Below are 13870 nucleotides of genomic sequence, written 5' to 3' on the forward strand. Positions count from 1 at the left end.
CGAGCGACGCGTCGGCGACCGACGGCTGATCCGACAGCACGGCCCGCGCGCCGTCGTCGGCCGGAGAGCCGGCGACTCGCGCTTCCCGCGCGGGGCGGGGCCCGGTCTCCCCGTCGCCTGGCCGCCGCCTGCATCGTCCGGCCCGACCGTCGTGGCCGGTCGCCCCGCCGCGCGCAGCGCCCTGCTCGCCGTGACCGATCGCCCCGCACGATCACCGCGCTGGTTCCCGTGCCGTCCGCGAGGGCGCCGCCTCGCGGACCCGAGGAAGCAACCGCGGCACGCGCGCGTACTCCCCGAGAGGTACCCGCACTGCCGCTGGCCGTACGACGACCCGGACCCCGGTGCCGGGCGAGGCTCAGGACATCGACGAAAGCCCCGTGGACACGACCGGAGATGACTCAAGATGCAGACCCTCGCACACTGGGACGGCGGCCCCGGGCCGTGGATCCTGCTTTTCCCGCTGATCTGGGCGGCCGTGACCGTGGGCGCCGTCACCGTTCTGCGCCGCACCGTCCGGAGCGGCCGCGGCGCGCCGTGGCACGCCGCACGGAGCACGCGGCCGGCCGGCGACTCGCCCGTCGCCGTGCTCGGCCGCCGCTTCGCCTCCGGCGAGATCGACGAGGACGAGTACTGGCGCCGGCTGTCGGTGCTGGAGGAGCAGTTCGGCCGTACGGGCAGGAGCGATGCCGTCTGACCGGTACGCCGGCGTCCGTCACCGGGACGGCCCGGGTCGCCGACGCCGTCGAGGGCCACGGCACCGGCCGCACCGAGCCGCGACGCGGCAGGGACGGGACCCGGCTCGCGGACGACACCGGGTCCCGGCCACCACGCGGTCGGCCTCACCGCCGGGTCCCGGTCACCGCCCGGACGGGCCCGTCACCCGGTCCGGCTCACCGCCCGGTCAGCCGACAACGGCCGACCGGGCGGGAGCATGTTCGGGCGTACGGCCGACGGGTTCGACCTCGGCGAACCTGTGCACGGGCTCCGCGGCCTTGCGGCGCGCCGGGCGGAGCGGTGCCATCGCCGCGGGCGGGGCCGTCGGCAGCGTGAACCAGACGACCTTGCCCTTGTCACCGTCCGGCCGCACACCCCAGCTCTCGCTGAGCGCGGCCACCATCGCGAGCCCGCGCCCGCAGGTGGCCAGCGGATCCGCGTCCCCGACCACCGGGAGGCGGGGATCGCCGTCGCGCACCGACACCGTGAGCCGGCCGAGCAGCAGCTCGATCTCCACGGTGCAGGTCTTGTCCGGTTGGGCGTGCCGGTGGACGTTCGACAGCAGCTCCGTCACACCGAGCGCCGCTCGGTCTATGAGGGGATCCAGATGCCAGTAGCGCAACTGCGCAGATACGATTCTGCGGACCTGGCCGATCCGCGACGGCAGGGCTTGGAGCTCCACCGTGCAGTGCCTGCTTGGGTGACTGATCACGGCTGCGACTCCCCGACGTGAGGTCCGGAAGAACACGAAGTTCGGATCCAGCAGCGCGCCAGTGGGAACGGGCCGCATGCTGTCATGACCGGCGGCTGGTTCGCAGCGTTATCGCCGGTAAACCCAGAGTGACGTGAGACCAGAGTGACGCAAGGGGTCCCGCGCCGCAACTCGCGGACACCGGACGACCCATGGCCAGCGCAGCGGCGGCCCGCTCGGCTCGCGGTCGCTCGGCTGCCGTCGCTCATGACGGCGCTGTGGCCACGACCCGCCGCCACCGCACCGGCGCGGGCGCCGTGCGTGCGGGCGGCCCGGTCGCCCGGCGCCGCCGGTCCCCGGCCGCGCCGCCCCGGCGCCGCTCAGCCGCCATGGTGAGCGGCCCTGCGCACGGCTTCGATGAAGCGGCGCGCCGCGGGTGGCCCCGGCTCTCCCGGCGCGGGGTCGCGCTCGCCCAGGGTGAGCGAGTAGCGCTTGCCGTTGAGGTCGGCGAGCGCGCGGTCCTCGGAGGCGAACCACGGCCTCGACGCCCGCACCGCCTGCACCGGTGCGCTGTCGATCTCGCTGCCGTAGCTGGTCAGCAACTCCAGCCTGCCGTCGTTGATCCGGACCTGCCCGGCCCGGGTGAGCGAGCGCAGGCCCTTCCCGATCCGCACGCCCATGGCCGTGAACTCCGGCTCCGCCATGCGTTCCTGCCCCCTCGTCGCACGTGGCTTCCTGTCCGGCCGCGGTTTTCGTCCCGCGCCGTGCAGTCTGCCCGTCGGTGAAGTCGCGCACCAGTACGCGCGCCCCCGCCACCCGGAGCACTCGTCTGAATGCGCCCCCGTCGGCGCGCCGGGGGCGCGCGCCGGACGACGCCCGCCCCAGCGCCGTCTTTGAGCCGCTCAAAGATGCGTTTATGCAGGTGAGAAGCGTGCACAAGCTGTTTATGATCGGAGTGTCGGCCGCGCCTCACGCCGTCTCCGCGAGCCAAAGGAGCCCCGTCGTGACCACCCCGCAGCAGATCCGGACCGGCGCCACCCTCGACATCGACCACAGCGACGTCGACTACCGTGACTGGCTGAAAGAGGCCGTCCGCAAGGTGCAGGCCGACGCCAACCGCTCGGCCGACACCCATCTGCTCCGCTTCCCGCTGCCGGACCGCTGGGGCATCGACCTGTACCTCAAGGACGAGTCCACCCATCCGACCGGCAGCCTCAAGCACCGGCTCGCCCGCTCACTCTTCCTGTACGGCCTGTGCAACGGCTGGATCCGGCCGGATCGCCCGGTGATCGAGGCCTCCAGCGGCTCCACGGCGGTCTCCGAGGCGTATTTCGCGAAGCTGGTCGGCGTGCCCTTCATCGCCGTCATGCCGCGGACCACGAGTGCCGAGAAGTGCCGCCTGATCGAGTTCCACGGCGGGCGGTGCCACTTCGTGAACGACCCGCGCACGATGTACGAGGAGGCCGCACGCCTCGCGGCCGACTCCGGCGGCCACTACATGGACCAGTTCACCTACGCCGAGCGGGCCACGGACTGGCGCGGCAACAACAACATCGCCGAATCCATCTTCCGTCAGCTGAAGTTGGAGCGGTTCCCGGAGCCCGCGTGGATCGTCGCCACGGCCGGCACCGGCGGCACCTCGGCGACCATCGCGCGCTACGTCCACTACATGCAGTACGACACGCGTGTGTGCGTGGCCGACCCGGAGAACTCGTGCTTCTTCGAGGGCTGGACCACCGGCGATCCGGACGTCACCTGCGACTGCGGTTCCCGTATCGAGGGCATCGGCAGGCCCCGGATGGAACCCAGCTTCGTACCCGGCGCCGTCGACCGGATGATGAAGGTGCCCGACGCGGCGACCGTCGCCGCCGTCCGCGCGCTGGAGCGGGCCATCGGCCGCAAGGCGGGCGGCTCGACCGGAACCGGCCTGTGGAGCGCCCTGAAGATCGTCGCCGAGATGGTCGACGCGGGTCGGACCGGCAGCGTGGTCACGCTCCTGTGCGACCCGGGGGACCGTTACCTCGACAAGTACTACTCGGACACCTGGCTCGACGAACAGGGCCTGGACATCACTCCGTACGCGGCGGCGATCGAGACCCTGCTGGACACGGGCGCCTGGCCGGACTGGGCGTTCACCGGGCGAGCCGCAGGTCCAGCGCCGTCACGGCGCCCCTGAACGCCCGGCCGAGACCCGGCCCCGCCAGCCTGAGGGCCAGCCGGAACGCCGGTGTCCCGTCGGTGGCGAACGTCCACTGCACGCGCGTGCCGGTACCGGCGGGCGCGAGCCGCCACTCCTCGGCCAGCGCGCGGGCGCCCGGCGCGTTGGTCTCGTCGACGCGGTAGGCGTACACCTCGGGCTCCTTCGCCACGAGTATCGTCTCCGCGAACCGGGTGCCGCCCCTCAGCCGGATCTCCCGTCCGGCCCCGTCATCGGTGGGCCGGGCCCGCGTCACCGCCGAGAACCACTCCGTCCAGCCGGGCACGTCATCGGCGAGAGCCCGGTAGACCGCCTGCGGGGGAGCGGCGACCTCCCGGGCGAAGACCAGCCGCACGGGTGCGGTCCGGACGAAGTCGATCTCCACCGGACGCAGACGGCGAGCCATGCGGAACCCCCTGTACGGCGGGCGGGAACAGGGCAGCCCACCCTAGCTGGCTGCCCGTCAGGTGTCTGCGCCGCGGACGCCCCTAGAGGTCGTCCGCGTCCTCCTCCTCGCCCGCGACCACCAGGTGCCGCAGGTGCTCCGAGACCTCCGCGCGGGCCTCGGCGGGCAGTCCCGCGTCGGTGACCAGCGTGTCCACCTGGTCCAGCGCGGCGAACGAACTCAGGCCCACCGTGCCCCACTTGGTGTGGTCGGCGACCACCACGACCCGCCGCGCCGACTGCACCAGACGCCGGTTGGTCTCCGCCTCGGCGAGGTTCGGCGTCGACAGCCCGGCCTCCGTCGATATGCCGTGCACGCCGAGGAACAGCACATCGAAGTGGAGCGCCGCGATCGCCTGGTCGGCCACCGGGCCCACCAGCGAGTCGGACGGCGTGCGCACCCCGCCCGTCAGCACCACCGTGGCCGAGCCCTGGCGCTGTCCGGAGGAACGCTGCGCGGCGTGGAACACGTCCGCCACCCGCACCGAGTTGGTGACCACCGTCAGGTCGGGCACCTCGACCAGATGCTGCGCCAGCGCGTACGTGGTCGTGCCGCCCGACAGGGCGATCGCGGAGCCGGGCGCGACCAACTGCGCCGCGGCCCTGGCGATGTCCTCCTTGGCGCTGAGCTCCAGACCCGACTTGGCCTCGAAGCCCGGCTCGTGCGTGCTCGCCTCCACCACCGGGACGGCACCGCCGTGAACCTTCTCCAGAACACCCTGGCGGGCCAGCGCGTCGAGATCGCGGCGGACCGTCATGTCCGACACGCCGAGCTTGCGGGTCAGCTCGTTGACACGGACACCACCGCGACGCCGCACCTCTTCCAGGATCAAGGCGCGGCGCTGCTCCGCGAGGAGGTTCTGATTCTCACTCACGTACGCTCCGGTCCTTTCCTCAAGCCCGTCGACATGCTCTCGCACCCGCTCCGACAAGGACGTTCCCGCGGCCCCGGTGCGTCGGCGTCCCATATTCGCACGGGTCGCCCCGCGTCGCGCCACCGGTTGCCCGACGCGAACATGTCACTTGCGTCTCATCCTTTGTCTCGACTGTCACACAGATCGGGGAGATTCGGTGACGAAGGGTGTGCGACCCGGCGTCCGGCCGAGATCCTGGAGTCCGCACCGACAGACACCGTCGGCAGGTCACGGGGGAAGTGCAACAAGTGCAACGAGCGGAACGCGCGCAGGGACGTCCGGGGAGCGAGGGGGCCGACGGTCCCGCCGAGCGGTCCGGGGACACCGGGTCGGCCCTGGAACTGCTGGTGCACGGGGTGGGTGGCGCCACGCCCGAGCGCATGCTGGACGACCCGCACACCGTGCGGGTCTCCGGCGACGACACTGCCGCCGTCTTCCGGCGCGCGGTCGACGCCGAGGCGGACTCCGGCAGCGGCTTTGCCGCGCCGGCCGGACGGGACGGCGTCCGCGACGGGCGGCCGGTGCCCGAGGCGTACGTCTGGTGCAACCTCACCTCCGGCAACGGCGCCCGGGCCCTGTGGCTGCTCCTCCTGCCGTTCATGGTGGTCAACCTCGCCCACTGGATGCGCCCGACCGCGCGGGGCCGGGCCCGGACCGTGCGGCTGTACGGACTGCTGGTCCGCCTTCTCGGACTGACGCTCACGGTGCTCCTCGTCGCGGCCGCCTGCGAGGTCGCGCTCGATCTGACGGCCTGGCAGTGCGCGGGCACCCGCGCGTGCGCCGAACGGCACACCTGGCTGGGCTTCCTGTCACCCGCGCAGTCCGACGCCGGCTGGTGGAGCGCGCCGGGCCGCAGGCTCGCCCTGGCGTCCCTGCCGCCCGCCGCCCTGGTCGGCCTGCTGTGGTACCTGTCCCGCCGGACCTGGGCCGCGTACGAGTCGGAGCAGCCGCTGTCCCGCGCGTCCGACGCCGACGAGGACACCGACCAGGGCTCACTGGGCCGCCCCGGCTTCTGGTACGGGCGGCGTCTGGTCGCCCGGCTGCGGGGGGCGCACACCGCGGCCGGTCTGCTCACGGTGGCCGCCGCGGTGGCCGGCGCCGCCGCCCGCCACGACCGGGAGCCGGGCGGGCCGGCCGTCCTGGAGACGCTGGGCGTGCTGCTCCAGGCGGCCCTCGTGCTCTGCGCGGCGGTCGTGGTGTGGGCGGTGTGCCGGCGGGGCCGCAGCGAGCAGCACCTGGACCGGGGACTCGACGCGCATCTCGTACGGCACCTTCCGCTCGCCGCCCTCGGCCTGTTCGTCCTCACCCTGGTGCACGCCGGCTGGGCACGCACGGGGTGGGAGTCGGGCGGCCGGCTGCCGGGCGACGCGGCCTTCAGCGGCGTCGCGCTCGTCCAGGGCCTGCTGGTGATCGTCCTCGGTGTGGTCGCCCACCTGCTGCACCGCACCGACCCCGACCCGCGGGCCGCGATGCGCGGCCTGGCCGGGCCCGCCGTCGCGATGCTGGCCTGTGCCCTCGGCGCCGTCATGTCGGGCGGCGTCTCCCAACGGGTCGCCGACTGGCTGGACGGCACCCGGGCGTCCATCCCGGGCGCTCCGGTCCTGCTGACCTGGCAGGCCTCCGTGATTCCCCCGTTGCTGCTCGTCCTGCTCGCGCTGTGCGGCTGGCACGCGTGGCGCACGCTGGTGCTGGCCCGCGCCGAGCGCACCGTCGTGGAGGACGCCTACCCGGACGAGCGCCGCGACCCCGAACGCACCCGCCGGATCGCCCGTACCCGTGCCATGGCCACCCTGACCGACCGCGCACCCCTCTTCGTGGCGGTCGTCTCCGCCGTCAGTCTTCTGCTGGGCACCGCGGCGCTGGTCGGGGCCCTCCGCACGGGGCAGACCCCGAGCGGGGCCGCCGAGAGCACGCACCCCTTCCTGCACGGCGCCGCGCAGACCGCCCAGGCCCTCGGCTCCTGGCTGATCGGACTCGGCTTCATACTGTTCGTCACCTCGGGCCGGCGGGCCTACAAGAACGCCTCCGCACGGCGCACCATCGGCATCCTCTGGGACGTCGGCACCTTCTGGCCGCGCGCCGCGCATCCCTTCGCCCCGCCCTGCTACGCGGAGCGCGCGGTGCCCGACCTGACGTGGCGGATCACCTCCTGGACACGCACCACCGGCGGACGCCTGGTGATCTCCGGCCACTCCCAGGGCAGCGTCCTGGCGGCCGCGGCTGCCTGGCAGCTGACCCCGGCCGTCCGCAAACGGGTCGCCCTGCTGACGTACGGCTCACCGCTGGAGCGGCTGTACGGCCGCTGGTTCCCCGCACACTTCGGCCCGGCCGCGCTCGCCGCGCTGCACCGCGAGGTGGTCTGCTGGACCAACCTGTACCGGCTCACCGACCCCATCGGCGGCCCCGTACGGCTGACCGGCGGCCCCGAACCGGCCGTAGACCGCGAGGAGTTGCGGGACCCGCCGGCCCACGGCCGCACCGACCGCCACCCGCTGCCCGCACCCGTCCTCGGCCACTCCGACTACCAGGCCGACCCGGCGTTCGCCGAGGAACGCGCCCGACTGCTGGCCCGGCTGCGCCCCGACGTGCCGGCCCAGCGCCCGGACACGGCCTAGCAGCGGGCGCCGCCCGCGGTGGTCGGTCACAGGAGTTCGGGCAGGTCCTGCGCGTACAGCAGGGTCAGGTCGTCCGTGCTCGGCTCGTCGAGCTGGGCGACCCGGCTCGCGTGGGCCTCCACCATCGCCTCGAAGGTCTGCCGCGCGGTGCGGCCGTTGCCGAAGGCGGGGCCCTTCGGGAGGGTCGTGAAGTACTCCAGCAGGGCCTCGGCGGTACCCGGCGCGAGGCGGTACTCGTGCTCCTCCGCCTGCTGCTCCACGATGCGCAGCAGTTCCTCCGGGCCGTAGTCGCTGAAGGTGATGGTGCGCGAGAAACGGGACGCCACACCGGGGTTGACCGACAGGAACCGTTCCATCTCGGCGGTGTAGCCCGCGACGATGACCACCACCGCGTCCCGCTGGTCCTCCATCAGCTTGACGAGCGTGTCGATGGCCTCCTTGCCGAAGTCACGCCCCGCGTCCTCGGGGGACAGGGCGTACGCCTCGTCGATGAACAGCACACCGCCACGGGCCCGTTCGAACGCCTCCTGGGTGCGGATGGCGGTGGAGCCGATGTGCTCGCCCACCAGGTCGACGCGGGACACCTCCACCAGATGGCCCTGGTCCAGCACCCCGAGCGAGGCGAGGATCTCGCCGTACAGCCGGGCGACCGTGGTCTTGCCCGTGCCGGGGGAGCCCGTGAACACCAGGTGGCGTTTGACCGACGCCGCCTTCAGACCCGCCTGCTGCCGGCGCCGGCCGACCTCGATCATGTCGGTGAGGGCCCGCACCTCCCGCTTGACGCTCTCCAGGCCCACCAGCGCGTCCAGTTCACCGAGCACGGCCTTCGAGGTCCGGGACGCCGGCGGTGCCGGCTGCGTCGCGGCCACGAAGGGTTCCTGCTCGGTGGTGCGCTGTCCCGGGATGGCACCGAGCAGCCCGGAGGGCTGACCGGCAGTCTGGACGGCCGGCTCCGGTGCCGCGGGCGCCCGCACACCGGCGCTCTCGTCGCTGGTGCAGTCCTCCACGACCGGACCCGTGCCGGAGTCGGCGCCGGATCCCGCGTCGGCGAACTCGAATCCGCCGCGCGCGCACCGCTCCGTGCGGCACTTGCGCAGCGTCGTACGACAGCCGTCTATCACATGGAAGCCGTAGCCGCCGCTGCCCCGCACCCGGCAGTTCAGGAAGGTGCCGCGACCGCCCGCCGACACGTAGAAGCCGGCCTCGCCGGGGGACTCGACCGTGCACCGCTCGATCGTCGGGTCGGCGCCCTTGGTGACGATGACTCCGGTCTGGGTGCCGTCCACCGTGCAGTTGTTGAGGGTGCCGCCGCTGCCGTGGTCGCGGAACCAGGCACCGGTCGCCGCGTCCCGGATGCGGCAGTCGTCGAGCTGCGCCGTCGCGCCGTCGCTGACCGACACCGCGGTGTTGCGCACCTGGGACAGGTCGCTGTCGACGACGTCCGCGCGCGAGCCGCGGTCGAGCACGAACAACGCGTCGGGTACGTCGTGCACCCGGCAGGAGTCGAGCACCGCGGTGGCGCCGTCGCTCACCCACACGGCCGGGTAGTCGCCGGTGCTGTCGAAGATCTCGCACTGGTTGGCGTCCACGCGCGTGCCGGGGTCCCACACCGACAGGCCGTTGCGGCCGAACTGCCGCACGGTGGTGCGGGTCAGCGTCAGGACGGAGCGGGAGCGCAGGTCGACCGCGTTCTCGGGGATGTCGTGGATGGAGCAGTCGGCGAGGGTCAGCACGGCGTCGGTGTCGAGGGTGACGCCGTCCCCGGTCGTACGGTGCACGTCGCAGTTCGTGAGGTGGGCGGTGGCCCGGCCGGTGATCTGCACACCGCTGCCGCGGACCTCGTACACCTCGCAACCCACGGCCTCCAGTGCGGAGTTCTCACCGGTCGCGGTCAGTCCGGAACCCGACGCGTGGTGCACCCGGCAGCGCTCCAGGCGCGGGTGGGCGCCGCCCCGCACCGCGACGCCGGCCTGTCCGGCCGCGACGACCTCGCAGTCCTCGAACACTCCGCCCCCGCCGTCGACGACGGCGATGCCGATGCCGGCCGGGTTGTCCACGGTGCACCGGCGCACGGTCGGCCGCGCGCCGCCGCGCACCTCTATCCCGGCCGCGGACCGCGTGACGACGCGCACGTCGGTCAGCTCGGGCGTGCCCTCCTCGACGAGCAGTGCGGGCGCCGCCGTGTCCTGCCCCTCCACGTGCAGGTCCTGCACCACCGCGGAGGCGCGCACGGTCAGCGGCACCCCGTCGACGGGCGCGATGCGCACGGAGCCGGGCGAGCCCTCGGGGCCGCGCAGGGTCACCGCCCGGTGGACGACGAGGTTCTCCCGGTAGGTTCCGGGGGCGATGGTGAGTACGTCACCGTCGGCCGCGGCCTCCAGAGCGGCGGCCAGAGATGCGTACTCACCCGTGCGGCGCCGCCACCGCGATGTACCGGTGTGCGTCACCTGGACCGTGCCCTGTGCCATGGCGTTGCTGTGCCCCCACCTCGTGGTACGCGGGTTGATGCCGATGCTTCGGCCGGTCCACCGTAGCGTGCGCGCGGACCCTGGGTTGACCGGAGCGGGAAGGCCGTCAACTGCCGGTGCCGGTCCTGCCCCAGTCCGGGCCCGCCCGGTCCCATGCCTGGTCCCAACGGGCGTACCGGCGAAGGACCATGCGCCGCACGACGAGCCGTCTCGCTCCCTCCACGACGCACGCGGCGAGCACGGTGGCACCGAACCCGGCGAGGACGGCGTGCGTCGTCGCCGTGGCGGGGTCCAGCGGGCGGGTCACCGGGCGGCCGTGGTCGTCGGTCCACATGGTGAAGCGGTCGCGGGGACCGGCGGTGTCGAGGTGAGCCAGGAGCCGGGCGCGGTGGTCGGTGCCGTCCGGCGCGGTCCAGTGGGCGAGCACACGGGTGCGGGTCTCCCGAGAGGTCGTCTCGGGGTCGATGTCCTGCGGTTCGGGATCCAGTTCCCGGATCACGGTGGCGGTCACCGGATGCCGGGACTCGCGCTGCTCCCGGACGGATCGCTGGAGAGCCTCCTGCGCGGAAAGACCGGCGAGGGTGCCGATCACCGGTGCGACGAGGAGGATCGCGAGCAGAGCGCCCAGGGCCAGCCAGGCCTCCACCAGGTCGGTCGTGCGGCGCAGCGGATTGTGCCGCCAGCGCCAGAGTCCGCGGATGGCTCGCACGTCCCCACCCCCCTTCCCGCTCCGTCATAACCCCCCGACGGAGCCGTCCACCTGGAAGCCGGTCGAAGAGAGAGCGAAATCACCTGTGCCCGGGGCCTCTCATGAACGGCTCACGCAGGGCTCAACGCGCGGGGCCGCGCCGGGGGTTCCCGTACGCGGCCGGACCGGGGCGGAACCGCTCATTCGAGGATCCGGACCGGGTCACCGACCCGGATCGTGCCGGTGGACCGGGGCACGAGGTTCTGTCCGAAGACCAGCTTGCCGCCGATGCGGCGGTGCCGTGCGAGGGTGTGCAGCGGCTCGCGGCCGCGCTCGGCGGTGGACTGGTCGGTGGTGGTGACGACGCACCGCCCGGACATCTTGGCGACCCGGAAGGTCACCTCGCCGATCGCGATGAGGCGCCAGTCGTCCTCGGCCCACGGCGGCGTCCCCGCGACGACCACGTTGGGCCGGAACCGGTTCATCGGCAGCGGGCCCTCCTGCGCGACGCGGTCCCGTGCGATCAGCGAGTTGAGGGCGTCGAGGGAGGCGGCCGAGGCGAGCAGCAGCGGATAGCCGTCGGCGAACGTGACCGTCTCGCCGGGCAGCGCGTACTCCGGGTCGACGGGCCGGCGGCGAGCGGGGTCGTCCATGTGGACCAGGCGGACGTCGGCGCCCAGGAACTCACTGCACCAGGCGTGCGCCGCGGCGTCGGCGAGGACCCCCTCCACCTTGTCGCGGAAGATCTCCAGCGTGAGCGTCTCGACCGGCTCGGGAACGGCCACGGCCAGCGGATCGCGGCCGGGTGCGGACAGCAGCACGCCGCCGCCGGGCAGCAGCTCGGCGGCGGCGAGGGCCAGGCGGGGCCGCTGGCGCTGGGTGACGACCTTCCCCCCCGGGTCGATCAGCACCCAGCGTCTGTCTCCGGCCAGCCCCCAGGGCTCCACGTCGGCCTGCCGGGGTGCCTGACCCCGGAACGCCTTGACCGGATGGACGTGAATCGACCGCAGCTCCGCATTCCCCATGAGGCCATCGTGCCAGGTGGCGCCGACAGCCCGGGGCGTTGCTCAGTACCCGCGGTACTGCTGGTTGTTGTACGGGTCCTGGTACGGCGCCGGTGCGGGCCGGGGGGCCGCGGGACGCATCGCCTCGTACCCCGTGCCGCCGGGCGCCGCGGGGCGCGGCTGCTGGGGCTGCTGGCCCGGGTATCCGCGCGGTGCCGCCTGCTGCGGGATGTACGCCGTGGGCGCCTGCTGCAGCGGCGTGGGCTGCGGCGCCTGCGGGTAGCCATAGGCGGGCTGGGACGGAGCCGCCGGGAGGGCCGGCAGCGCCGAGGGGAGCGCGGGCAGGTGGCTGCCGGGCGACAGGTGGCTGCCGGGCGAAAGGTGGCTGCCGGGCGTGTCGTACGCGGCGGGGACCCGGATCGGGGCGATCTGCGGGGTGCCCCGCTCGGCCACGAGCGAGTCGTAGATCGGAGTGTCCGGGAAGGAGGCGGAGTAGTAGCCGCCGCCATACGTGGAGCGGGGGGAGGTCATGGCACATAAGTTAAGCCCACGATGTGCTGGTTGGGGAGACCGATAAGAGGGTTGTTTTCCGTGTCGGCGGTGACGTGGGATCCCCAATCCGAATGAACTTGGGAAAAAGGGACGCCGAGCAGCGTTCGGATCGTGTAAAGGCTCAGTTCCTGGCGGGTTACCGGCGGTTGACCATGGGTGTTTCTGCACGCGCCATGGGACTTCGTCGCCGTCGGCAATAAGTTGGGGCGCAAACGGAACTGGACGGGCTGCCGGGGCGCGACCTGGCGCGGTGACACGTGATGGGGGCGGGCATGTCAATGCCGAAGGGATCGAATGTTCCGGTGCCGACGACGGCACTGCGGGTGGAGATCGGATGGCGTTCCGGACCGGGTGTGCCCGACACCGACGCCTCGGCGCTGCTGCTGGCGGGCGGCAAGGTCCGCTCCGACGCGGACTTCGTCTTCTACAACCAGCCGCAGCACGCCTCCGGGGCGCTGCGGTACGAGGGCAAGCAGAACTCAGGCGCGGCGGTCACCGACACCCTGGCCGTGGACCTCGCGCGCGTGGAGCCCGCGATCGAGACCGTGGTGCTCGCCGCCTCGGCCGACGGCGGCGCGTTCGGGCAGGTGCCGGGTCTGTACGTCGAGGTCAAGGACGCCGCCCGCGGGACGGTCGTGGCACGGTTCGACAGCGAGGGGGCGACGGTCGAAACGGCCTTCGTGCTCGGCGAGTTCTACCGTCGCCAGGGTGCCTGGAAGTTCCGCGCCGTCGGCCAGGGCTACAGCAGCGGCCTGGAGGGCCTCGCCACCGACTTCGGGATCGCGGTGGACGAACCGCAGCACACCGCGCCTGCGGCGCCACGGGCCGCCGCACCCCCGCCGCCCGCCGCGCCGCCGTTCACGCCCGCTCCGGTCGCGCCGCCCGCCACCGTGCCGGCACCCCCGCCGCCGGCACCGCCCGCGGCGCCGGTACGGCTCACCAAGGTCACGCTCACCAAGAACGCCCCGTCCGTGTCGCTCACCAAGCAGGGCGGAACATCCGGTGCCCTGCGCGTGAACCTCAACTGGCAGGTGCGCAAACAGTTCTCGGGATGGGGCAGCAAGCGCGGCCGGGCCGTCGCCATGCACTCGGACCTCGACCTCGACCTGTGCGCCCTGTACGAACTCGCCGACGGCAGCAAGGGCGTCGTGCAGGCTCTCGGCAACGCCTTCGGCGCGCTGCACCAGCCGCCCTTCATCCACCTCGACGGCGACGACCGCACCGGAGCCGTGGCGAGCGGCGAGAACCTCACCGTGAACCTCGACCACAAGAACGCGTTCCGGCGCATCCTCGTCTTCGTCACCATCTACGAGGGCGCTCGCTCCTTCGCCGATCTGCACGCCACGGTCACGCTGCAACCGCAGTACGGCGCCGCGATCGACTTCTCCCTCGACGAGTGCACGGTGCCCTCGCCGGTGTGCGCCCTCGCCCTGATCACGAACACCGGCGGCGACCTGGTCGTGCAGCGCGAGGCCCGCTACCTCGTGCCGGAACGCGGCGTCAGCCCGCAGCGGACCGTCGACTACGCGTACGGGTGGGGCATGAACTGGACGCCCGGCCGCAAGTGAGCCGCCGGCGCCCCG

12 protein-coding genes are annotated in these 13870 nt (G+C 73.2%); 4 read left to right on the forward strand and 8 right to left on the reverse strand.

Features of this window, described 5'->3' with window-relative positions:
* The first annotated feature begins 403 nt into the window (after positions 1-403).
* Entirely contained in the window at positions 404-694 is a 291-nt protein-coding gene (locus DN051_RS33720) for an SHOCT domain-containing protein (RefSeq protein WP_053757493.1), read from the forward strand.
* Positions 695-901: 207 nt separating this feature from the next.
* Here the strand turns inward: DN051_RS33720 and DN051_RS33725 are convergent, their stop codons facing one another.
* Together DN051_RS33725 and DN051_RS33730 are read right to left on the reverse strand one after the other, a co-directional pair.
* Positions 902-1426 (reverse strand): ATP-binding protein, encoded by a 525-nt coding sequence (locus DN051_RS33725; protein ID WP_112442594.1) that lies wholly within the window; start codon positions 1424-1426, stop codon positions 902-904.
* Positions 1427-1785: 359 nt separating this feature from the next.
* Positions 1786-2109: a hypothetical protein gene (locus DN051_RS33730; RefSeq protein WP_053757491.1), complete on the reverse strand. Its 324-nt coding sequence runs from the start codon at positions 2107-2109 to the stop codon at positions 1786-1788.
* Between the two features lie 299 nt (positions 2110-2408).
* On the opposite strand from DN051_RS33730, the gene cds1 reads away from it, so the two are divergent.
* On the forward strand, positions 2409-3581 hold the full coding sequence (cds1, locus tag DN051_RS33735) for an L-cysteine desulfhydrase Cds1 (protein ID WP_053757490.1): 1173 nt from the start codon (positions 2409-2411) through the stop codon (positions 3579-3581).
* On the opposite strand, the gene DN051_RS33740 is transcribed toward cds1, so the two are convergent.
* Together DN051_RS33740 and DN051_RS33745 are read right to left on the reverse strand one after the other, a co-directional pair.
* Positions 3538-4008, reverse strand: a complete 471-nt coding sequence (locus tag DN051_RS33740) for an SRPBCC family protein (RefSeq protein WP_053757489.1) — start codon at positions 4006-4008, stop codon at positions 3538-3540. The genes cds1 and DN051_RS33740 overlap by 44 nt on opposite strands.
* Before the next feature lie 82 nt (positions 4009-4090).
* Positions 4091-4921 carry a DeoR/GlpR family DNA-binding transcription regulator gene (locus DN051_RS33745; protein ID WP_053757488.1) on the reverse strand — a complete coding sequence of 277 codons (831 nt, stop codon included), beginning with the start codon at positions 4919-4921 and terminating at the stop codon, positions 4091-4093.
* A 287-nt stretch (positions 4922-5208) separates the two neighbouring features.
* Between DN051_RS33745 and DN051_RS33750 the strand changes: the two genes are divergently transcribed.
* A complete protein-coding gene (locus DN051_RS33750; protein WP_112440449.1) occupies positions 5209-7575 on the forward strand; it encodes a hypothetical protein in 2367 nt (788 codons plus the stop codon).
* A 26-nt stretch (positions 7576-7601) separates the two neighbouring features.
* Here DN051_RS33750 and DN051_RS33755 read toward each other — a convergent pair whose 3' ends face one another.
* The 4 genes from DN051_RS33755 to DN051_RS33770 all read right to left on the reverse strand — a co-directional run bounded on the left by DN051_RS33755 (position 7602) and on the right by DN051_RS33770 (position 12266).
* Positions 7602-10043: a right-handed parallel beta-helix repeat-containing protein gene (locus DN051_RS33755; RefSeq protein WP_053757486.1), complete on the reverse strand. Its 2442-nt coding sequence runs from the start codon at positions 10041-10043 to the stop codon at positions 7602-7604.
* A gap of 106 nt (positions 10044-10149) precedes the next feature.
* Entirely contained in the window at positions 10150-10752 is a 603-nt protein-coding gene (locus tag DN051_RS33760; RefSeq protein WP_053757485.1) for an Rv1733c family protein, read from the reverse strand.
* 179 nt (positions 10753-10931) lie between these two features.
* On the reverse strand, positions 10932-11756 hold the full coding sequence (locus DN051_RS33765; protein ID WP_112440451.1) for an MOSC domain-containing protein: 825 nt from the start codon (positions 11754-11756) through the stop codon (positions 10932-10934).
* 42 nt (positions 11757-11798) lie between these two features.
* The gene (locus DN051_RS33770; RefSeq protein ID WP_053757483.1) at positions 11799-12266 is read right to left on the reverse strand and encodes a DUF6643 family protein; all 468 of its coding nucleotides are present in this window, start codon (positions 12264-12266) and stop codon (positions 11799-11801) included.
* Between the two features lie 299 nt (positions 12267-12565).
* Here DN051_RS33770 and DN051_RS33775 point away from each other — a divergent pair, with 299 nt between their 5' ends.
* Positions 12566-13855, forward strand: a complete 1290-nt coding sequence (locus tag DN051_RS33775; protein WP_053757482.1) for a TerD family protein — start codon at positions 12566-12568, stop codon at positions 13853-13855.
* Positions 13856-13870 lie beyond the last annotated feature (15 nt).

Origin of the sequence: Streptomyces cadmiisoli, from assembly GCF_003261055.1 — a bacterium.
In the GTDB taxonomy this organism is placed as follows: Bacteria; Actinomycetota; Actinomycetes; order Streptomycetales; family Streptomycetaceae; genus Streptomyces; species Streptomyces cadmiisoli.

What these genes read in the sequence shown, in the direction of transcription:
- DN051_RS33770 (WP_053757483.1), bottom strand. Translation starts at nt 12,266, where the DNA reads ATGACCTCCCCCCGCTCCACGTATGGCGGCGGCTACTACTCCGCCTCC.
- DN051_RS33730 (WP_053757491.1), bottom strand. Translation starts at nt 2,109, where the DNA reads ATGGCGGAGCCGGAGTTCACGGCCATGGGCGTGCGGATCGGGAAGGGC.
- DN051_RS33740 (WP_053757489.1), bottom strand. Translation starts at nt 4,008, where the DNA reads ATGGCTCGCCGTCTGCGTCCGGTGGAGATCGACTTCGTCCGGACCGCA.
- DN051_RS33755 (WP_053757486.1), bottom strand. Translation starts at nt 10,043, where the DNA reads ATGGCACAGGGCACGGTCCAGGTGACGCACACCGGTACATCGCGGTGG.
- DN051_RS33765 (WP_112440451.1), bottom strand. Translation starts at nt 11,756, where the DNA reads ATGGGGAATGCGGAGCTGCGGTCGATTCACGTCCATCCGGTCAAGGCG.
- DN051_RS33720 (WP_053757493.1), top strand. Translation starts at nt 404, where the DNA reads ATGCAGACCCTCGCACACTGGGACGGCGGCCCCGGGCCGTGGATCCTG.
- DN051_RS33775 (WP_053757482.1), top strand. Translation starts at nt 12,566, where the DNA reads ATGCCGAAGGGATCGAATGTTCCGGTGCCGACGACGGCACTGCGGGTG.